The 20,803-nt window shown below is 63.8% G+C and carries 16 protein-coding genes, 1 tRNA gene and 1 pseudogene; 6 read left to right on the top strand and 12 right to left on the bottom strand.

Annotated features, from left to right (window positions below; translation table 11 throughout):
* Positions 1 to 99: 99 nt before the first annotated feature.
* Positions 100 to 3,570 (top strand): hybrid sensor histidine kinase/response regulator, encoded by a 3,471-nt coding sequence (locus tag ACFPFW_RS04600; protein WP_114957102.1) that lies wholly within the window; start codon positions 100 to 102, stop codon positions 3,568 to 3,570.
* A gap of 214 nt (positions 3,571 to 3,784) precedes the next feature.
* On the opposite strand, the gene ACFPFW_RS04595 is transcribed toward ACFPFW_RS04600, so the two are convergent.
* The 3 genes from ACFPFW_RS04595 to ACFPFW_RS04585 all read right to left on the bottom strand — a co-directional run bounded on the left by ACFPFW_RS04595 (position 3,785) and on the right by ACFPFW_RS04585 (position 5,470).
* Entirely contained in the window at positions 3,785 to 4,465 is a 681-nt protein-coding gene (locus tag ACFPFW_RS04595) for a response regulator transcription factor (RefSeq protein WP_114957103.1), read from the bottom strand.
* Positions 4,466 to 4,563: 98 nt separating this feature from the next.
* Positions 4,564 to 5,037 carry a secondary thiamine-phosphate synthase enzyme YjbQ gene (locus ACFPFW_RS04590; RefSeq protein ID WP_114957104.1) on the bottom strand — a complete coding sequence of 158 codons (474 nt, stop codon included), beginning with the start codon at positions 5,035 to 5,037 and terminating at the stop codon, positions 4,564 to 4,566.
* Positions 5,038 to 5,044: 7 nt separating this feature from the next.
* Positions 5,045 to 5,470 (bottom strand): hypothetical protein, encoded by a 426-nt coding sequence (locus ACFPFW_RS04585; protein WP_114957105.1) that lies wholly within the window; start codon positions 5,468 to 5,470, stop codon positions 5,045 to 5,047.
* Between the two features lie 285 nt (positions 5,471 to 5,755).
* Between ACFPFW_RS04585 and ACFPFW_RS04580 the strand changes: the two genes are divergently transcribed.
* Positions 5,756 to 8,314, top strand: coding sequence for a tetratricopeptide repeat protein (locus tag ACFPFW_RS04580; protein ID WP_114957106.1), 2,559 nt, complete (start codon positions 5,756 to 5,758; stop codon positions 8,312 to 8,314).
* A 148-nt stretch (positions 8,315 to 8,462) separates the two neighbouring features.
* Positions 8,463 to 8,538 (top strand) — tRNA-Phe (locus ACFPFW_RS04575).
* A 101-nt stretch (positions 8,539 to 8,639) separates the two neighbouring features.
* Here the strand turns inward: ACFPFW_RS04575 and ACFPFW_RS04570 are convergent.
* The gene (locus ACFPFW_RS04570; RefSeq protein ID WP_114957107.1) at positions 8,640 to 8,912 is read right to left on the bottom strand and encodes a helix-turn-helix domain-containing protein; all 273 of its coding nucleotides are present in this window, start codon (positions 8,910 to 8,912) and stop codon (positions 8,640 to 8,642) included.
* A gap of 147 nt (positions 8,913 to 9,059) precedes the next feature.
* On the opposite strand from ACFPFW_RS04570, the gene ACFPFW_RS04565 reads away from it, so the two are divergent.
* Positions 9,060 to 9,296, top strand: coding sequence for a hypothetical protein (locus ACFPFW_RS04565; protein WP_162799683.1), 237 nt, complete (start codon positions 9,060 to 9,062; stop codon positions 9,294 to 9,296).
* A 110-nt stretch (positions 9,297 to 9,406) separates the two neighbouring features.
* A complete protein-coding gene (locus tag ACFPFW_RS04560; RefSeq protein WP_114957108.1) occupies positions 9,407 to 10,276 on the top strand; it encodes a hypothetical protein in 870 nt (289 codons plus the stop codon).
* 452 nt (positions 10,277 to 10,728) lie between these two features.
* Here ACFPFW_RS04560 and ACFPFW_RS04555 read toward each other — a convergent pair whose 3' ends face one another.
* The 7 genes and pseudogenes from ACFPFW_RS04555 to ACFPFW_RS04525 all read right to left on the bottom strand — a co-directional run bounded on the left by ACFPFW_RS04555 (position 10,729) and on the right by ACFPFW_RS04525 (position 18,271).
* The gene (locus tag ACFPFW_RS04555; protein ID WP_114957109.1) at positions 10,729 to 12,153 is read right to left on the bottom strand and encodes an adenylate/guanylate cyclase domain-containing protein; all 1,425 of its coding nucleotides are present in this window, start codon (positions 12,151 to 12,153) and stop codon (positions 10,729 to 10,731) included.
* Between the two features lie 184 nt (positions 12,154 to 12,337).
* Positions 12,338 to 12,480, bottom strand: a pseudogene (locus tag ACFPFW_RS04550) (acetoacetate decarboxylase); the annotation flags it as partial.
* Positions 12,481 to 12,556: 76 nt separating this feature from the next.
* Positions 12,557 to 13,762, bottom strand: a complete 1,206-nt coding sequence (locus ACFPFW_RS04545) for an NAD(P)/FAD-dependent oxidoreductase (protein ID WP_114957110.1) — start codon at positions 13,760 to 13,762, stop codon at positions 12,557 to 12,559.
* 112 nt (positions 13,763 to 13,874) lie between these two features.
* Positions 13,875 to 14,705, bottom strand: coding sequence for an alpha/beta fold hydrolase (locus ACFPFW_RS04540; protein ID WP_114957111.1), 831 nt, complete (start codon positions 14,703 to 14,705; stop codon positions 13,875 to 13,877).
* Positions 14,706 to 14,916: 211 nt separating this feature from the next.
* On the bottom strand, positions 14,917 to 15,834 hold the full coding sequence (locus ACFPFW_RS04535) for an MBL fold metallo-hydrolase (RefSeq protein WP_114957112.1): 918 nt from the start codon (positions 15,832 to 15,834) through the stop codon (positions 14,917 to 14,919).
* 280 nt (positions 15,835 to 16,114) lie between these two features.
* A complete protein-coding gene (locus tag ACFPFW_RS04530; protein WP_114957113.1) occupies positions 16,115 to 17,068 on the bottom strand; it encodes a helix-turn-helix transcriptional regulator in 954 nt (317 codons plus the stop codon).
* Between the two features lie 453 nt (positions 17,069 to 17,521).
* Positions 17,522 to 18,271, bottom strand: a complete 750-nt coding sequence (locus ACFPFW_RS04525; RefSeq protein ID WP_114957114.1) for an SDR family NAD(P)-dependent oxidoreductase — start codon at positions 18,269 to 18,271, stop codon at positions 17,522 to 17,524.
* 92 nt (positions 18,272 to 18,363) lie between these two features.
* Between ACFPFW_RS04525 and ACFPFW_RS04520 the strand changes: the two genes are divergently transcribed.
* Positions 18,364 to 19,260 (top strand): LysR family transcriptional regulator, encoded by an 897-nt coding sequence (locus ACFPFW_RS04520; RefSeq protein WP_114957115.1) that lies wholly within the window; start codon positions 18,364 to 18,366, stop codon positions 19,258 to 19,260.
* 255 nt (positions 19,261 to 19,515) lie between these two features.
* On the opposite strand, the gene ACFPFW_RS04515 is transcribed toward ACFPFW_RS04520, so the two are convergent.
* On the bottom strand, positions 19,516 to 20,796 hold the full coding sequence (locus ACFPFW_RS04515) for an alginate export family protein (protein WP_379769645.1): 1,281 nt from the start codon (positions 20,794 to 20,796) through the stop codon (positions 19,516 to 19,518).
* Positions 20,797 to 20,803: the final 7 nt, after the last annotated feature.

Genomic DNA, 20,803 nt, shown 5'->3' with positions numbered 1-20,803 from the left:
GTGCCGATAGAAGTTCGCAGGCGAAGGGGATATTTCAGGGTTCAGGCGTATCGCTGAGGGCGTCGCCGCGTCCCGCCGGGACGACCTAAGGACCGCGCAATGCTTGATGGCTGGACCGTCGTCACGATTGCCTTCGCCTATGTGGGCCTGTTGTTCGCCATCGCCGCCATCGGCGACCGGATGGCGCCGTCCTGGCTGAACGGCTCGGCGCGTCCTTACATTTACTCCTTCTCGATCGCGGTTTATTGCACCTCCTGGACGTTCTTCGGTGGAGTCGGGCTCGCCACCGAGACGGGCCTCGAATTCATCGCGCTCTATGCCGGGCCGATCATCGCCTTCACCGTCGGCGCGCCGCTGATCCGGCATATCGTCCGGCTGGCGAAGGCGCAGAACATCACCTCCATCGCGGACTTCATGTCCGCCCGGTTCGGCAAGAGCCAGTCGCTGTCTGTGCTGATCTCGGTCGGCCTCGTCGTCGCCGTCCTGCCCTATATCGCGCTGCAGCTCGAGGCGATCGCGGCCTCGGTCGAGCTTCTGCTGACCGGCGGCGGCTCGCCCGCGACCGGCATGCCGGACTTCGCGCTCTGGATGGCCCTGGTCCTCGCCGCCTTCGCGGCCTTGTTCGGAACCCGCCGCGCCGACGCGACCGAACACCAGAACGGCCTGATGCTGGCGATCGCGACGGAGTCGGTGGTCAAGCTGCTCGCCTTCATCATCGTCGGCGTCTACGCGATCTGGTTCGTCTTCGAGGGGCCGGACGATCTGATCCAGCGATCGAACGAAACCAATCTCATCCAGCGTTTCGAGCAGATGCCCCGACTCGATGTCTGGGCGACGGTTCTCCTGATGTCGTTCGCGGCGGTGTTCCTGCTGCCACGGCAGTTCCACGTCACCGTGGTCGAGAATTCGAATGAGGAGGACGTCCGCCACGCCTCGTGGCTGTTTCCGATCTACCTGCTCCTGATCGTCGTCCTAATCATCCCGATCTCGCTCGCGGGCATGCTGATGTTCGGCGATGGCGGACTGTCGCCGGACATGTACGTCCTGAGCCTGCCGATCATTTCGGGCAACATCTTCGTCACGGTCGCGGCCTGTATCGGCGGCTTCTCGGCGGCGACCGCGATGGTGATCGTCGAGACGGTGGCGCTCGCGATCATGATCTCGAACAACATCGCCGTGCCGGCGCTGCTCAGATATCGCAACGCGGCGGACGTGCCGAAACTCCTGCTCCTGACCCGGCGCGTTTCGATCGTCGCGATCCTGCTGATGGCCTACACCTATCACCGGCTGGCGACCCATGCCGGGCTTTCCAATATCGGCCTGCTGTCGCTGTCGGCGCTGATCCAGTTCGCGCCGGCCTTCTTCGGTGGTCTGTTCTGGCGCGATGCAACGGCGCGTGGTGCGTTTTGGGGCATCACGACCGGCTTTCTGGTCTGGGCCTATACGCTGCTTCTGCCCGGCATTGGCGGGGAGGGGCTGTCGGTCGGCCACATCGCGACCGACGGGCTGCTCGGTCTCGACTGGCTGAAGCCGCAGGCGCTGTTCGGCGCCAATCTCGATCCGCTCGTTCACGGTGTGGTCTGGAGCGTTGGTCTCAATATCGGGGCCTTCGTTTTCGGTTCGCTGACCCGCGCCGGCTCGCCCATGGAGCGGCTGCAGGCGAACGTCTTCGTCGGCCCGCATACGAACGAGATCGCCCAGAGCTTCCATGGCTGGCACACGCCGATCGAGGTCGGCCAATTGCAGGCGACCGTCGGGACCTATCTCGGCGAGGAGCGGACGGCGAAGGCCTTCCAGGATTTCGGCGATGCGCGATCGGCGCGACAGGGGCCGGCGGAGAACGCCGACATCCACATGCTGCGCTTCGCCGAGCATCTCCTTGCCTCGGTGATCGGCTCGCCGTCGTCGCGGCTCGTCCTGTCGCGGCTCTTACAGCGCGGAGCGATGTCCCAGGATGCCGCGATGCAGCTTCTCGACGATGCGTCGGCCGCGATCCTCTATTCGCGCGACCTGCTGCAAACCGCGCTCGACCATGCCCGACAGGGCGTGGCGGTGTTCGACCGCGACCTTCGGCTCGCCTGCTGGAATCGCGAATATGTCCGCATCTTCGGCTATCCGCAGGACGTGCTGAAGACCGGCATGCCGCTCGACGAGATCATCCGCGTCAATGCCGAGCGGGGCCTCTACGGCGCGGGGCGGCCGGACGAGCTCCTGGCCGAGCGGCTGCAACAGATATCGCAGACCGACCGTTCCTATCGCACGACCTTCTATCCGATGAACCGGGTGATCGAGATCCGGACGAATCGGATGCCGGATATGGGCCTGGTCGCGACCTTCACCGACGTCACCGAGACGGTCGAAGCCGAGAAGGCGCTGGAGCGGCGCGTCGATGAGCGCACACGGGAACTGACCGAGCTGAACAAGGAGCTGGCGCGGGCGAAGGCGCAGGCCGACGACGCCAACGTCTCGAAGACGCGCTTCCTGGCGGCAGCCAGCCACGACATCCTCCAGCCGCTGAACGCGGCCCGCCTATACGTGGCCAGCCTGACCGACAGCGCGCAGGATGGACGCATGCGTCCGGAACTCGTCACCAATATCGACGCCTCGCTGCAATCGGTCGAAGAGATATTCACGACCCTTCTCGACATCTCCCGCCTCGACGCCGGCGCGCTCAAGCCGGAACTGAAGACGGTTCGGATCGGCGACATGCTTCGTCAACTGGAGGTCGAGTTCGCGCCGATGGCGAAGGAGAAGGACCTCAGCTTCAAGGTCATCCCGTCGAAGCTCTGCGTGCGATCCGACCCGCGTTTGCTCCGGCGCCTCCTGCAGAACCTCGTCTCGAACGCGATCAAATATACGAACGAGGGGAGGGTGCTCGTCGGTGTTCGCCGCAATGGCGCGAATGCGATCAGGGTCGAGGTCTGGGACACCGGTTTGGGTATTCCAGCCTCGAAGCAGTCGCTCATCTTCAAGGAGTTCCAGCGGCTCGAATCAGGGGCACGGGCGGCGCAAGGTCTCGGCCTCGGCCTTTCGATCGTCGAACGTGTCGCCCGTGTACTGAACCACCCGCTGAAGCTCGTCTCGAAGCCCGGCGAAGGGTCGATGTTCGCGGTGCAATTGCCGATCGCGCCGGACCTGCCGCAAGCGGTCGATCACCCGCGCAGGTCGGTGGCCGAGAGCCGTCCTCTGTCCGGCACGCGGGTGCTCTGCGTCGACAACGAGCCCGCGATTCTGGAAGGCATGCGGATGTTATTGGGCGGCTGGGGCTGCGAAGTGCTGACGGCGGCCGATCTCGAAGAAGCGCTCGACCGGATCAAGGCCGGCCGGCCTGACGTACTGATCGCCGATTACCATCTCGACGAGGGGCAGGATGGCTTGAGTGCGATTCGCTCGCTGCGCGACGCGCTCGGTGTGCCGCCGCCCGCGATCCTGATTACCGCCGACCGTAGCCAGACGGTGCGCGACGCGACGCGGGCACAGGCGGTCGAGCTGTTGCACAAGCCGCTGCGGCCGGCATCGCTGAGAGCCCTGTTGGGGCAGCTCAGGATCCACCGGCCCGCGGCGGAGTAGCTGACGTTTCCGTCTTCCTCCGGCTCGACCGGAGGATCCATGTCATACCCCGGTCAAGCCGGAGGAAGACGACGGTGAGAGTCAGTTTTCCGGGGCGGCGAAGCCGAGCCGCGGAATCCATAGCCCCAGCACCGGTGATCGAGCCGCGCGCTGCGGGGTATGGGTCCCGGGCTCCGCTGCGCGGCCCCGGGACACGGACTCGGCTGAGGCGGTGTTAGTCGGCGATCGAGGCGCCGAGCCACTGGCCCGCTTCGATGCGGGAGGCGGCGATGACGGCCTGGGTGCGGCTGTCGACGTCGAGCTTCTGCAGGATCGCCGAGACATGCGCCTTCACGGTCGCTTCCGAGACGTTGAGCTCGTAGGCGATCTGCTTGTTGAGGAGGCCGCTCGACAGCATCATCAGGACCCGGACCTGCTGCGGCGTCAGCGTGCCGAGGCGGCGGACGAGATCGGTCGTCTCGTCGCTGCCGCCGCTCGGCAGCGAGATGTCCGGCGGTGTCCAGGTATTGCCGTCGAGGATCGTCTGAAGCGCCTGCCGCATCACCTCGACCTCTGTGGTCTTGGGGATGAAGCCCGAGGCTCCGAATTCCATGCAGCGGCGGATCACTTCCGGCTCCTCGTGAGCAGATACGACGACGACCGGGATGCCCGGATATTCCGCGCGAAGCAGAAGCAGGCCCGAGAAGCCGCGTACGCCCGGCATTGCGAGATCGAGAAGGACGAGATCCATCTCCGGCGTCTTGGCGAGTTCCGCCACGAGCTCGTCGATCGAACCCGCCTGCGAGATCGACGCGCTTGGAAACGCGCCGGAAATGGCGGCATGAAGCGCGCCGCGAAACAGCGGGTGATCGTCGGCGATCACCAACCGGAGATTGGGGGAGAGCTCGTTATCCATGGAGGTATTATAAGTATCCGGACCGTGATTTGCTGCATTCATGGCAGCAATCCACGATTGTTGGTGAATAAGCAGACGAAAATGGGGCGGCGATTGCTTTAGCCATGCAGCCCGATGAACATCAGTGAGATCGTCCGGTCATGCGGCCGGGAGCGATGCTCGATGAGATAAAGCGCCTGCCACGTGCCAAGCACAAGCGCGCGTTCCGTCACGGGGACCGACAGCGAGACCTGGGTCAGCATCGACTTGATGTGGGCCGGCATGTCGTCCGGCCCTTCGATCGTGTGGCGATAGAAGTCGTTTTCCGGGGCGAGTTTTCGAAGCGAATCGAGAAGATCGGCCTGGACGTCCGGATCGGCGTTCTCCTGCACCGTCAGCGATGCCGACGTATGGCGGACGAACAGAGTCACCACGCCCTCGCAGGCGCCGATCTCCTTCAGCCAGTTGCGGACGGAGCGGGTGATGTCGACGAAACCTGTTCCGCGCGTGCGGACATCGAGAAAGCCGCGGCTAACCGACACCGAAGTCGGCATATCGGTGTCGACGGTCCTGACCGCCTGGCGTCCGTGCATGTGTCGATCAGGCCTTGTCGTTGGTGAGGTCGCGGACCTGGTCGACGAGCTTGCGCCACATGTCTTCCAGATAGGTCATCACGCCCTTGATCTCTTCCTCGCTCGGAAGCTTGATCGTCAACTCCTTGCCGCTCTTGTCTATACCGGTTTTCGGAGTGCTGTCGGCGGAGGCGATCTGCTGCTTCAGCTGGTCGACCTCATTGGCGAGGCGATCGATCTCGGCCTGCATGGCGGCGCGCTCGTCGGTGCTGGACCGGCAATCGAGCGTCTGTCCCTCCAAGGTGCAGGTCGAGATCGCGCCGGTCTTGCGGTCGAGCCGGACGATCGAATCGCCCTGGCGTTCGATCTGGAACTGGGCGTCCGACTGCACGGACTGGGCGGATGCCGCGACGGGAGACGCGGCGATGAGCAATGCAATGGCGATCTGGCGCATGACGTCTCTCCTCGAGGCGGCGATGGGTTCTCGTCCAAAGGAACGCGCGAGCAGGCAAAAAGAAACACGGATTTCGCGACGCAGCGATGGCTTTCCGCGCCGCCCCGGCGAAAACATGCTTGACGGCCGTTAAGCAACCTTAACCCGGCATTTACCAAAATCGTCCGAAAACAGGACAACGAACCGGACGAGCGCGCGGCGGAGCAATCCTTTCTCAAGCCTGCAGGCCTGTCCGGTTCGGTTTGCCGCACGGTCGGGCTCCGTCGCGGCGACCTGGAGGCGGGGATGTCGGCGAACGGCGCGCAGAGGCAGACAAGGGTGTCTTACGAGGACGATCTGGGACGCCGCGCGAGCGCCGAGCGGAAGGCCTATGAGTGGCGGCATGAGCCGCGAAGCATCTTCGCCCGCACCGAAGCTCCAGCCCCGGCCGTCGAGGACGCGCCGCCGCCCACCTCGTTCGACCGGCTGGCATCCGTGGTCGGCCGCTTGCCCCGCAACGAAGCCCCCGAAACTCCGGGCGAAAGCCTCAGCGACCTGATGGAACGCCGCCTCGCCGCCAAGCGGGCGCGCACCGAAGCGGTCAATGCCGGTCGCGCCGGACCGCTGCGCGCCGCGCTGTCGCGGCTCGGCGGGCCGCTCGATCTGCCGGAAGAGGAAATCGTGGACGTCGAGCCGGTCGAGATCGCGCCGGAAGTCGCCCCGAAACGTTCGAAGAAGCCGAGCCTGCAGGACGCGATCGCCGAAATCCTCGCGCATCAGCAGACCCTCGATAAACAGTCCGTGGAAAAGCCGACCGAGCCGGAACCTGCGCCAATCGTGGCCGCCGAACCGAAGTCGGCAAAGCCCGCATTCGCCGATGAAAACCTGATCTCGCCGTCGCTTCTCAGGACCACGATCGCCTACGACCTCGCCGACCAGTTCCACTGGACGCCCGTAACGGAGCCCACCGCCCCGACGGCGCCCGAGCCGGCTCCGGCGTCGGTCGCCGTCAAGACTGAGGCGAAGGCCGCGCCCGCCGCCGAAAAGACTGTCGAACAGCCGGCTGCGAAGGCCGCGCCGTCTTCCGATCCGATGATGGCGATGGAGGCCGCCGTCGAGCGGCTGGCCACGCAGTTCGAACGCACCGCGACCAAGAGCTTCGACAATATCGAGAACTGCCTGACCAAGGTCATGCAGACGATCGAGAATTCGCGCACGCTGTCCGTCGAAGCCGCCGAAGCCGCGGCCGAGCGGACGATCAAGGAGAGTCTCGGCGCGTTCGGCGACAAGATGGCGGCGCGCATCGAGGATATTGCGCGTGGCATCGCCGATCTGCGGAGAGATTCGAACGCCAATGAGAGCCGCACTCGCGACATGCTTGACGCGGTCCGCGAGACCCTGGAACAGGTGGCCGCCCGCCTGCCCGCGCAGGCAGCGGCCGCCGTCGAGGAGACCGGCTCGCAGCCGAGCCTGATCGAGCGTGCCCGTGCCGCCGCCGCCGAAGCCGCTGCCGAAGCCGCTGCGCGGTCGATGCACGAAGTGCCGGGGCAGCGCCGCGTAACGCCTGGCGCCGAACGCCAGCGCTATATCGAGACCGCGCGCCGCACCTCGAACGCCCGCAAGCAGGCGGAAACGCCGCTCGAGCTGACCAATCCGATCCGCCAGGCGCCGAAGGCTCGGCCGGCCGCTCCCGAGAAGCTCCGTGGCGGGCTGATGGCCGGCCATTCGCGCACGGCGCTGATCGCGGCGAGTCTCGCCGCCGTCATGCTCGGCGGCGGCTACGTGGCCACGCAGCAGCTCGGCGGCTCGTCGGGTCCCGACAATCTCGCCGAAGTCGATCCGGAAACGGCAAGCCAGCCGGTAACCCAGTCGTTCACCACCGCCGAGAGCGGTGCGCCGTCGAGCTATCGCCCGTCCGAAATCGGATCGCTGCCGACCGACACCGCCTATGGCGCGGAAGCCGAACCTGCTCCGGTCTCGCCCGTCGCGAGGGCGAGCGGCGCGCTTCAGTCCGCTCCGTCGCTTGCCGCGAGCAATTTCCAGCCGACCGATATCGATCCGCCGACCACCGGTTCGATTCCCGCGAAGCCCGTTGCCGCCCCTGCCAAGCCGGCGGCCCAGGCCGCGCCGCGGCCCGTTCCGACGGTCGCGACACCCGCGCCCCAGCACGCGACAGCCCCCGTCGATCTGCCGGACGGCATCACCGGTCCCCGTCTGCGTGCCGGCGCGCTCGCAGGCGATGCCGAGGCGCAGTACGAAATCGGCATGCGTCTCGCCGACGGCCGTGGCGTCACACGCGATCTGGCGAAGGCCGCGACATGGTTCGAGCGCGCCGCCGACCAGGGCATGGCTGCGGCCGAGTACCGGCTCGGCAGCATGACCGAGAAGGGGCAGGGCGTTACTAAGGATCTGGTGAAGGCCCGCGATCTCTACGAGCGTGCGGCCTCCGCCGGTCACGTCCAGGCCATGCACAATCTCGGTGTCCTCTACGCCGAAGGCGGGCTCGGGAAATCCGACATGGTGACGGCGGTCAGCTGGTTCCGCAGCGCGGCGGAGCGCGGCGTGAAGGACAGCCAGTTCAATCTGGGCGTGATCTATACGCGCGGTCTCGGCGTCGCGCAGGATCTGTCGCAGGCCTATCTGTGGTTCGCCCTGGCGGCGGCGCAGGGGGACAAGGACGCGGCCGCCAAGCGCGACCAGATCTCGGCCAAGCTCGACCAGACGCAGCTTTCCGCGGCGCAGCGTTCGGTCGCCTCCTGGAGGGTCATCCCGAAGGATGCGGAGGCCAACGAGCCGGACAGGAACTGGGACGAGGCGCGCTCGACGGCACAGACCAAGCAGCCGAAGAATCTGGCGGCACGCTGATAGGCTCTTCCCCGTAGAGCCAAGGTGGCGCGGGCCGGACGCCGTGCGATCGTCACATAATTTCCAACCGGGCACGCGAAGCGCTGGACATGAGGCCTTCGATCTTTCTATAAGGCCCCGGCTCGCGCCGCCTCCGGCCGCGCCAGATGCCCAGGTAGCTCAGTTGGTAGAGCAGCGGATTGAAAATCCGCGTGTCGCTGGTTCGATTCCGGCCCTGGGCACCATTATCTTCAACAAGTTAGCGCTAGTTGGTCGGCGATGCCGAAACGGGTAGCTACAAGCCAGCTACAATGCTGTGACGGGCTCGCGCGGGCTCCAACGGGAGTTAATCGACCTTTGCACTTCTTTTCCGGCCGCCCTTAAGCGGCTCAATGGGTGATTCTCCGGCGGGTGGTTCGCGCAGAAATTCGCTCACATGGACCGACAGGGCTGCTGCGAGCTTATCCAAGGTACCGATCGTCGAGTTGACCGAGCCGCGTTCTGCTCGGCCGACATAGCCGCGATCGACACCGGCCGATAGCGCGAGATCGTCCTGCGAAACGCCGGCAGCCACGCGCAGGCGACGCAGGTTCCAAGCAACGATTCGTTTTGCCTCCATGCAAGGGAGGCCAACACCTTGCTCGCAACTCCTCCAGCGCGGATAAACCCAGGGTATAAAAACAAGTTATTACGCTGGGGGCGTAGATGGCGGAAGAAGTGAAGATCGTCGCGGTTCGGCTGACGACGATGCGACGGCTGTCGAACGATGATTGACCTCATCCGACGAATGCCGGGATGGGGCCTTGTGCTCTTTTGCGTCACCGCTGGTGTGGCATCGACGGCAGTCATGCTGGTGGTACTGGCAATTGCCGGGGCACCAGCAGAATCGCTCTTGCCTCTCCTGCTGGCTGCTCTGGTCTCACCGACGGTCTTTGCCGTCCTCGTTCGCAAAAACCGGATCAAAGCCGCGTCCAGTGTGCCGTCTAATCCGGCAGTTCTCTGAGCCAGCCCGTCGCTACAAAGGCGCCGTCTCCGCGCGCCTCTCATGACGCGCAAGCGCCTCAATCGTCGAGGAGAGGAAGCAAGGCCAATGTCGCAATTGGCATCGGTCTTTTGGCAATTGTCCTGTTTGCGCTTCTGGAAGCGACGAACCGCGCCGATGTCGAAAAGATCGCTCGCCGAGCCGTCGATGACCAGCTCGAGAAAATCAGCATAGCCGCTGCTATCGAGTGGAAGGTGGCCGAGGTTTTCGTCCCGTTCCCGAGCCTGCTCAGCGCCACCAATGAGGTTCAACTCGCGATGCAGCGGGGGCAATCCCGGCGGCTGATTACCGTCCAGGTCATCGGCCGCTGCCTTGATCGTTGCATGGCGGCGAGCCGAAATTTTCAGTTCATCGGGATGGACCATAGCCCTATGGTCCCGTGCTCAGACGAAGCGGGCGTACGGCCCCGCTGGCTTTCATCCAAACTGCGGGTAGCTACGCTCGCGATGGTCGCGATCAACGGCGACAAAGCATGCCTTGCATCGGATCAGTTGAAGGAGGCGATCTGCTACGTCGTGTACCGCAGCCCAAACGGCTACGCGGCGGTCTGGCACACCGGCAGCTTGGTTCAGTTCATGGCAGGCTCGCTGATCAGCGGTCGCCCAGAATGGATGAGCGAGACAGCTGACGAAGAAAGGCTTTTGGACGGCAAGTACACTGTTCTGATCGCAGCCCGTTTTTGTGCGAGCCGAGGCATGACGTTCGACGATGGTGATGTCCAGCAGATCGAAGAACATGTGCGGAGTCGCACTTCAGAGTCGCCGCTGCCCAAATCCGAGCTCGATCGTATTTGGACGAAGAACAAGAGCGAATTCGACGGTCTCCGCTCCTTAGGGCTGGGCTCGGATTACGAGAAGTTGCGCCAGTACTGCGAACGCATGGCGTTCGTGAAGCAGATGGCGATCCCCACGGTGGCCGAAGAAAATCCGTTTGCTCGATGAGAGCGGGGTCGCGTGACACCGCAAGGTCTTGTCGACGTCCCGCTAGTCGGCTGCCTTCCCTGGCCCGAAAGCCTCGGAGGTGAGCGGCGGCATCGAAGCCGGCGATCACGGCTTGGACTGAGCGGAACGCAATCGTCGGACGCCATCTCCTCGCCATCCATTGTAGCTGATGAGGTTTCGGAAGTCGGTCGCCACGAACCGCGCAACTAGATGCGCGCCGCGCCCGCATTTGACCCGAAGCGGAAGTTGGGAACCTGCTTGGAAGCGGACATTCCCAGTGTACCCTGGGGCAGCAACGCTTTCCTGGCCAACCTTCCGTAAGTACCGTCTTCGATTTCCGGAAGGAAACTTTGCGACAGCCTCGGGCCCGCGGAGCGGATCTCGCGACGGCGTTTTAAAGGCGATTAGGGACCCGGCAGGAAACGGATCAGAGGCTCGAGAGCGTTCGGAACTTACGTCTCTACGAGAGCATCAACGACCGACATTGGTTCCTCTAACCGCACGGTCTGAAGCGAGCCCAAGAAGCACGACGCGGCCCTCTGTTTGGTTGCCGAGTGTGTCCACACGTCTACCGTCTGCGCTCGACCACGTACCGCCACGGGCGCGTGTTGGCGCAAGTCTTCGATGGCGCCGTCGCCAGCCTGATCCAGAACCCGATCGACGAGCGCTTGGCTGACCACCAGGCACGTTCCAAGGTCACGTGTGAGCTTTTCAAGCCGGCTCGCAACGTTGACCGCATCTCCGATGACCGCAAACTCAAGCCGCCTCCTGTCACCGATGTCGCCCAGCACGACGGGCCCGAAATGTAGCCCGATACCAGCTCTGATGATTGGTTCACCGCAAGCCCGGCGCTGCGTGTTCCAATCTTCGAGGCGTTTCAGCATCGACCGAGCGCATGCCAGTGCGTTGACAGCGTCACGAGCGCTCGGCTTGGGGGTACCGAAGGTTGCCATCACACTGTCGCCGACGAATTTGTCGAGGGTGCCGCCGTTCTCGAAAACGCAATCGGCCATACGCTCGTGGAAGCCGCGCAATATGGCAATCACCTCTTCGGCAGCCAGACCCTCGCAGAGACGCGTGAAGCCGACGATGTCCGCGAAGAGGATCGCGACCTCCTGCCTCCGGATCGGACCAAAGGGCTCGTCATTCTCCGCCAATTCCTCGACCAGATTGGCCGAAACATGCCGAGCGAGGTTGTCGCGCGCGCGTTCCATGCGCGCCTGAACATCTACGAGACGTCGCGCCCGGCCGACGACAACCGCAAGAATGCCGGCGATAAGACATGTGGTGAGGGTTGCCGACGCCCACGCCGCCGTATCCACGAAATGCGGATCCAGATAGCGCGAAAGCCCCGCCGCATCAGGAAGACCGAACCCGCGCAGAGCATCCGCCCGAAACGCGACGATACCGACGCCGATGCTCCAGGTGGTGATGACGATTAGCGCCGTGCCAAGCACGAGCCATGGCGACAGAGTGAACGTAGACCACGCAATCAAAAGCACGAAGAACCCGAACGCCGGTGGGCGCAGTTTCATCTGCAAAGGCCATGGCGGGGGATCGAACGGGTTGGGAACAAGAAGCGTCACGGTGAGCAGGGCGGCGTTGGCCAGCACGAAGCTTAGGATCAGCCATGCAGGCAACGGCCGCCTGGCCAATCGTCCCCAGGTCCAGGCAAGAGCCACGAAGGCGGCCACGATCCCCAGGTAGAAAGCGGCTCCTGGCCATGGATGGACGACGGCGCACCAGACGGCGATGGCTACGAAAGCCAATGTCAGCGCGTGCGCGCCGAGGCGCCCGCTAACCTGCTTCTCTTGCGCCAAAGCGAGGGCGATCCGTTGATCGACGGAACTCGATCGAATCTGAGAAAGCCGAGGCATGCGATGTACCCCCAAAACCGGTCCAAACGACTATCCGAGCGGACGAGGCCCCTACAGCGGCCGGAAAGTGTTCCCGAAGGCCGGCATCGACGGCCGGCACGAATTGGTGGCCCGTTATCGTTGTCGAGCTGAGATTGAAGGGATTGAGGCTGGTTCGTTCGCAGTTCTCACAATCCAGAGACAAGAGCGATCCCGGCACGAGCCGGCGCAGCGCCTCGGAATCCCCCCGGTACAGGATGATGAAGTACTCGCGGTCGATGAAGCGGTAGGGACGGGTGGAAATGCTGGGGTCGTCAGCGGCATGGCGGACATGGTTTCTTGATTCATCGTGGTGAGCTCCAGGTTGATCGATTGGGATCGAGCCGCGCTCCTACGCGGAGCGCAGCCACGTGGTGTGAGGCGCCTACAGGTCAGTGACACGCTCCGGATCGGCGGATGCCAGCGCAGCGGCACGATTGGCCTGGGGCGGATAGATCCACACGGTATTGATCTCGTGCTTAGTCTTCTTTGCCTGCTCACCGACCATTTCCACTTTCCGGTCCCACCCTCGCGTGAAGAGCGCGCCGGCTTCGCCGAGGTCGAGGCAGGTGACGTACGCCTTCTGGTGATATGGCTTGGTCGGAACTCCGAGCAGCTCCGCCGCAGCGTTGTTGCCGGCAAAGGCGCCCATCCGCGTGGCGTGCTGGCACGACATCAGCGCGTAATTGCCGAGATCGTCGCATGCTGCCCTCGCGGCATCGCCGGTTGCAAAAACGCCTGGCGCTGACGGTACGCGCAAGTCCCGGTCGACAAGTAGCCGGCCGAAATTGTCGCGTTCCGCGGGGATCTGTGCGGTCAACGGAGCGGCACGAATGCCCGCGGCCCAGATCACGGTCTCGGCTTCGATGCGTTCGCCGTCGGACAGCGTAACGCCGGATTCGTCGAGTGACGCGACTCCGGCACCGAGCCGGGTTTCCACACCGAGCCTGCGCAGCGCATCCTCGATGACGGGGCGAGGGCCTTCGCCCATATCGGGTGCGATCGCACTATTCCGATCGACGATAATGACCCGCGGCTTGGCATCCTTGCCAAGGATCGCACGCAGCCGTGCGGGCATCTCCGTCGCCGCCTCGATGCCGGTGAATCCGCCGCCGGCAACGACGACCGTGTCGCGCCCGTTCCTTGCCGGACGATCGGCCAGACTGTGCAGATGCCGGTCGAGAGCGATCGCATCGTCGAGCTGGTCGACACTGAACCCGTGCTCAGCGAGGCCAGGGATATTTGGACGGAACAGCCGGCTGCCGGTGGCCACGATCAACCGGTCGTAGGAGAGCGTATTTCGTGTGCCTTCGGCCGTAACGATGTCCACGGCGCGGAATTTGGTGTCGACCGTCTCCACGCGGCCTTGGACGTAAGCAACATCGATGGCCTTAAGGACGTGTTGGAGAGGTGCGGTCAGCGTCTCGGGCTTCGGTTCGTAGAGCCGCGGGCGAACCACTAGCGTCGGCTCCGGTGCAACCAAAGCGATCTCGAACTCGTCGGGCGAAACGCCCATGATGTCGCGCAGGCGAGCGGAGGAAAGTGCGGCGTACATGCCGGCGAAGCCGGCGCCAATGATGACAAGTCGCATGTGATCTACTCCAGTGTTTGAGTATCTAGAAAGCGCGCGTCACCGTTGCCGCTCCTCATGGGCGGCGAAGCTCTTGGATCGACGATGACGCGAAGGCGGAAAACGGGAGGCGCTAGGCCGTTATGAACGACAGCAGCTCGACATTGACGTCGTCGGCATGGGTCGTGCACATGCCGTGCGGGAACTTCTCGTAGATTTTGAGCGAGCTCCTCTTCAGGAGCTTTGCCGAAAGAGGCGCGGAGTCGGCGACTGGTACGATCTGGTCGTCATCGCCGTGCATGACGAGCGTGGGCACAGTGATGCTCCTCAGATCCTCGGTGAAGTCGGTCTCCGAGAACGCTTTGACGCCGTCGTACTGCGCGTTGGCGCCGCCCATCATGGCTTGACGCCACCAGTTCCAGATGACCGCCTGCGACGGCTTGGCGCCCGGCCGGTTGTAGCCATAGAACGGGCCGCTCGCGAAATCGAAGTAGAACTTGGATCGATTAGCGGCGAGCTCCTTGCGGATGCCGTCGAATACCTCGATGGGCAGGCCGCTGGGATTGGCGGCCGTCTTCAGCATCAGCGGCGGGACGGCGCCGATTAGCACCAGCTTGGCCACGCGGCCCTTGCCGTGACGCGCGACGTAGCGCGCCGCCTCGCCGCCCCCAGTGGAATGGCCGATATGAATTGTGTCGCGAAGATCGAGGTGCTCGACGACCGCGGCGACATCGGCGGCGTAGTGATCCATGTCGTGGCCGTCGCTCACCTGGCTGGAGCGACCGTGCCCGCGACGATCATGGGCGACGACGCGGTAGCCCTTGCCGAGGAAGTAGAGCATCTGGGCATCCCAGTCGTCCGAGCTGAGTGGCCAGCCGTGGTGAAAGACGATCGGCTGGGCGGTCTTCGGGCCCCAGTCCTTGTAGAAGACCTGAACGCTATCTTTGGCCGTGACGGTGGTCATGGTGTCAGTCCTTTTGGTGGGGCGCGGAGGCCCAGAGCGATTGACCTGCTTCCAGAGCGATTGCTGTTGGCGCGCGGAACCAGCGGGCGCAGTTTTTTGCAGACCGCCTCCAAGAGACGGCGAGGGCCTTCCTCGCCGTCATCACCGTCCCAGCCATCGCACCGTGGTTCCGATAAACCGAGCCTTGGTTCGGCTCTAACCCAGCGAGCGGTCAGTAATCCCAGAAGACCGGAACCCAGCGAAAATGGTCGCCGTCGACGGCAACATGGCCGACGGACGGAAACGGCAGGTGCGTGGCCACCAGAAGCGATTTGGTCTCCGCCAGCTCGCGCAAAAGCCGCACTCGGACGCGGGCCGCCTCCTCGGGATCGTGTTCGAAGCCGTTGTGCCAGTCGGGATGATCGAATCCGACCGCGAACACCGCGTCGCCGGCGAACATCAGCCGGTCGCCGCCGGACGCCACGCGGACAACGCTATGCCCGGGGGTGTGGCCACCGGTGCGAGTGACGACCACGCCCGGCGCGACTTCCTGCTCCTTGTCGAACTGCCTCAGATGGCTGTGGTAATCCGTGCTGAACCGCTCGGCGGCCGCCCGAAGCGCGTCCGGGAAGCCCGGCGGCATGTGGACGTGAGAGAAATCGGGCGACTCCCAGAACTTCACCTCGGCGGCTGCCACGTGGATTCTGAGGTCCGGACGCAGCCGTTCCTTCACCCCGTCGACGAGCAGCCCACCAACATGGTCCATATGCATGTGGGTCAGCACCAGGTCGGTCACGGATCCGAGATCAATGCCGGCGGCGTCCAGTCGCTTGGTCAACTGCCCGGCCCGCGGCAGGTTCAATTCCGGGTCAAATCCCAGCCCGGCGTCGACGAGTATGGTCTGCTCGCCGCTACGCACCACAACCACGTTCAGCGCCCAGTCGAAAGCGTCCGGCGGCAGGAACTTTTCGTTGAGCCAGCCAGCTCGGTCGGCCGGATCGACGTTGTGTCCCAGCATCTCGGTTGGGAGCGGCAACACTCCATCGCTGATCACCAGCACTTCAATATCGCCGACCTGCACCGCGTAACGCGACGGAACCATTTCGTCGGGTGCCGATTTGGCGGGCTGAGAGGTAATGTCGAGGCTCATGGAATCTACTCCGGTTGTTTCAGTTTTCTGAAGTCTCGGTGTCGCCGCCGCCGCCTCATTGGCCGCAAGCATTTGTGATCGACGACGACGAGTGATGTAGCGAACCGGGTGTCTGATCGCGCCAGAGCGATTGACCTGCTTGCAGAGCGATTGCTGTTACCGCGCGGAGCCGCGTGCGCGGCCGGAAGGCGCGTGGCTAGGAGATGAGCGAACTGCTGACTGAATGGGTCGTCCAAGGCCTCGCGCCAGAGCGATTGACCTGCTTACAGAACGATGGCTGTTACCGCGCGCGCCGTCGCCAATCACTCGGGGCGTCGCCGGTCAACCGCCTGAACGCCGCAGCGAAGGCTGTCTGAGAGGCATAGCCAAGCGCCGCTGCGACTGACGCGACCGATGAGTCAGTGTCACGCAGCATAGTCATGGCCTGCTCGAGGCGGTATTGGCGCAACCAGGCATGAGGTGAAAGCCCGGTGCTTTCTTTGAAGGCGCGGCAGAAGTGGAAGCGCGACAGGCCAGCTTCCGAAGCGAGAGTCGCGAGCGAGACGTCCGCATCGCTGTCCGAACGCAAACGTTCGATCGCGCGAAGCAGCGTCTTCGGTGCCAGCCCGCCCATGACCGGCGGGATCGTGGTTGGCGAGCCGGTGTGTGCAGCCAGGAGACGCGTGGCCAGGAGGTCTGTCAGTTGCTGCCTGAACAGCGTATCCAGGACCTCATTGCTCTCCAGGGCATCCGCCGCGGTCAAGAGCAATCGGGATGTAACGGGGTCGGGGTGTGCGGTTCGCTCCAAAAGAATGCCCGGTGCGGCCATGTCGGCTTCGCCTGCAACGCGCGCGAGCGTTGTGTGAGGAAGATAGAGCTGCACGACATCAACAGGTTTCGGGATATCCCATCGCGAGCTTGATCCTTCCGGAATGATTATAACGACCCCGGGGCGAAACGTTCCAATCGCAACCGATCTTCCGGATCGCCGCTCCATGCGCTGGATCGAGCCGTTGTAAGCCATTATGACGTGGTGGCTCATGGGCTCCACGACGTCATGTAATGGTTCATGTTTCCAATGGGCGATGGCGCCACCGGATGGATCTAACGCCATGCGAAGTGGTGCGGTATTAAGTACGCGCGCCATTTCCGCATCGGGAGGACGCTGATCGGCGGTCGGCAAGTGGTCTTGGCGCGCCTCAGATGCGGCTAGCGGATCCTCCTGTGAGGGATCGCGCAATATCGACTTACTCATGGTCTAGTGCCCGCATTTCCAACTCGCGCAAGACTTCGCGAGGCGTCTCCTCCCCTTGCCGACTGTGTATCACTGCCGGGCCGAATCCATGCACGCCCAGGTTGCCGAGGGCACTCGGTAGATTTGGTCCTACCGGAGACACGGGCCATGATCCCCCTTCGCAGCGCGTCCTCCAGCCTCGCCACCACCACGTGTACGAGCTTCGCATACTCGGTCTGACACCCCGTCGTAGTCCGATAAAAGACTTTCAATTTTGGTGTTCATCTGGCCCCCCGGGAACGTTATTCCGGCTGGGCACAGAAGCTCAAGTCTCCAAGCCTTTGGGACCCATGTGAGAAGTAGATGGTTCGTACCAGTGCTACGAGCGCCGGCGGCACGTAGGGGCGGAGCCTTTCGCTAAGGAGGCAGCCTCCCATGTAGGTCGTGGTCATCTTCGTCTTCCCTTCGGCCGGGTCATGTCAGGGCGATGCCGCCATCGACGGCCAGATTGACGCCGGTGATGAAGGCGGCCCGGTCGGACGCGAGGAACAGCGCGGCATCGGCAAGGTCGCTGGCCTCCCCGAGGCGGCCGAGGGGAATGCGCGCCGCTGTTTCCGCTTCCATCGCGGGAACGGCATCGGCGGGCAGGCCCAGTTTGCCGAGGATGGGCGTGTCCGTCGGGCCGGGACTGAGGACATTCACGCGGATGCGGCGCGGCGCGAGTTCGACTGCCCAGGCGCGGGCAAAGGCTTCGACCGCCGCCTTGGTGGCCGCGTAGACGGCATGGCCATCGAGCAGCTTCGACGTCGCGATCGAGCTGGTGAGCAGGATGGCCCCGCCATCCGCCAGATGCGGAAGGATGGCCTGCACGCCGAAAAATGCCGCCCGGGCATTGGTGTCGAACTGGCGATCGAAGCTCTCGGCGGAAACCGCCATGCTCGGCTCGATCGTTATGGCGCCAGCATTGGCGACATAGATGTCAGCTTTGCCGAACCGCTCCGCCACGAAAGCGGCGACCCTATCGTGCGTCACCGGATCGCCGACGTCGCCGACAAGGCCTGCCGCCCGATCGCCCAGCGCCGCGACAGCGTGATCCACGGCATCCTGGCGGCGGCCGACGATCACCACCCGCGCGCTCTCGCGGACGAACCGTTCCGCCATGGCGAAGCCGATTCCGCTATTGCCGCCGGTGATGACGGCGACCTTTCCTTCAACTGATCCCATGAAGCATCTCCTGTGGTGACGACCATCTGGGAAATCGCGATCGTGGACATCAGTCCGTCGACGGCGACATCTTTTGTGCCTAGAAGGCAATAATGGATAGCGCTCAACTTCACGGCCTGACGGCGTTTGTCCGCGTGGTCGAGGCAGGTTCCTTCACGGCCGCCGCCAAGCTTGGCGGCACGACCCCATCGGCAGTGTCCAAGAGCATTGCCCGGCTGGAAAAGCGGCTGGGCGTCCGCCTGTTTCAGCGCACCACCCGCATCACCGTCCTCACTGACGAAGGACAGCGCTACTATGAGGAAGTCGCCCCATTGTTGGATGCCCTAGCCGATGCGCAGGACGTGCTTGAACCAAGCCGGCTAACCGGCGGACGGTTGCGGGTCAGTCTCCCGGCCGATCTGGGGCGCATTTTGCTGGATGCGATCACGACCCGATTCGTGCCGCAATATCCCGAAATCCTCCTCGACATCAGCCTGAGCGACCGCCGGGCGGATATCCTGCGCGAGGGTTTCGATCTGGCGCTCAGGCTCGGCACGCTCGAGGACAGCAGCCTGTTCGCGCGACCGCTGGGCACGCTGGTCCTCGCCTTGGTGGCGTCGCCGGCATATCTCGCCGCGCATGGCGAACCGGCGTCGCCGGCAGACCTCGAGCAGCATTCGCATATCGTCTATCGGCTAGGTGGTCGGCCCTATCCGATCCGCTTCGCCGATGGCCGCAGCTTTCTGCCCGATGCCAGGGCCGCGATGGAGGCGGATAGCGGCGAAGCACTGCGGATCGCCGCGGTCAACGGCCTCGGCATAGCGCAGTTGATAATGCCAACGGTGCAGAAGGATCTCGATTCAGGGGCGTTGGCACGCCTCCTTGCCGGCGATGCGCTTCAACCTGTGCCGGTCAATTTCATCCATGCCTTCGAACGCCATATGCCCAAAAGGGCGGAACGGTTCGTCGAATTCATAGCCAGCACGTTGTCTGTCGCCAGATCGAGATGAATCGAGCGGGCGCGCGGAATTCTAACAACAAGCTAGGGTCGAGTCGCTGAGACGGAACATTGGCCGCTTCGCCGACTAGCAGACGTTCCTGAGGTCCGCGATTGGCGCAAAGCAGACGTCATGAACGCGGTGGTGTCACGACAAGGCATATCTCGCGCGATGCAACATCCGTTGGCGGATATGCGACTTTCGGACCTGATCCCTAAAATCTGGACGCCGTCCTTGGTGATCGGGCGTGGGTGCCTCTCCGTCGGTTTAGAAGGTCCATTGGGCCCACAGGCCAACGAAATCACCCGATCGTCCGCCAACTTGTGAGAGCCGGTCGCCCGGCTCGAAATGCACATAGGTGCCGGTGAGGTTGAGATGCTCGTCGACGTCCCAGCTCAAGGTCGCGCTCACCTGCTGACCGATGAAACGACCATCTCCGCCGGTGTTCGCGACCGGGACGAGAGGAGGCGCATAGAAGGCATCGGCCTCGGCCTGCTTCCACAGCGGGTTCCATCCCACTTCGAGCGTAAGATCCGATCGAAACCAGAGTGTGAGATTGGGCTGCAAGTCGAGCAGGTTCGCCGGAGCGGCGAGGTTTGCCTCGGAGAAATAGGGAAGCTTGGGAAAAAGCGGGTTGAACGTTTCCAGACGTCCGTCCGAGGCATCATGGTCGCCGCTGATCGCGTCGGCGTTCAGCCCCAATCGGGGGGTCAGCGGCAGCCCCATGAACTGGTATCCGAGATTGGAAGAGACCGTCCAGGCACGGATGCCGTCGCCGCCGAACGAGCCGAACTGGAACGCTGCCTCGACGTTCCAATCGAAACCCGCCTGCGAGCCGAATATCCGGACGCCGAACGTCTGACGGTTTTCGTCCGCAACACCGACCGCGAACCGCGCCTCGTCGCGTTCGAGGCCGAGATAGTAGAAATCGATGCCGGTCGCGCCGATGTCGAACGTCGAGTAGAGGCCCCAGAAGGTCTGCGCGAGGTCGGCCTTGTCGTCGAACGCACCGGTCTCGGGCGCCACGGGACGGACGACGAAGGCGTCGACGCGGACGTCCTTGTCGGCGGTGTAGAAGGCGCGAAGCCCGTCGAACGAGCGTCGGATGTTTGGGCTCTCCCGCACCGAGACAAGCCGGGAAGAGCCGAAGCTCATCTCCTGCCGTCCGCCCCGGATGCCGAGATTGGCATCTCCAAGGGGCGCCGTGGCTTCCGCGAATCCTTGCAGCACGTCGATGTCGTCGTCTTGCGTCGGAGGGGCGTCTCCGTCCCAGCCCGGGGCCGATCCGCTGGCCAATTCAAGAAATGTCCTGAGGTTCGAACCGAAATGGACATCGGCGGACAGGAAGGTTCGCAACAGCAGGTAATCGTTAGACGAAGGCGACCCTAGCCCGAAAATCGGGTGCTCAATGGACTCGAAGCGAAGCCGCTGTTGGCCACCCAAAGAGAGATACCAACTAGCGTCTGGATTCAGCGGGATGGATTTCAAGGACTTGAGAAAGTCGGAGTTCGTCGCTGGAATTGTCTCGGCAAAGGCATCCCGGCACATACCGCAG

The organism is Flaviflagellibacter deserti (assembly GCF_042652085.1).
Taxonomy (GTDB): domain Bacteria; phylum Pseudomonadota; class Alphaproteobacteria; order Rhizobiales; family Methylopilaceae; genus Flaviflagellibacter; species Flaviflagellibacter deserti.
Note: the sequence above shows the minus strand (reverse complement) of the source record. Positions and strands in the feature narration are given on the sequence as shown.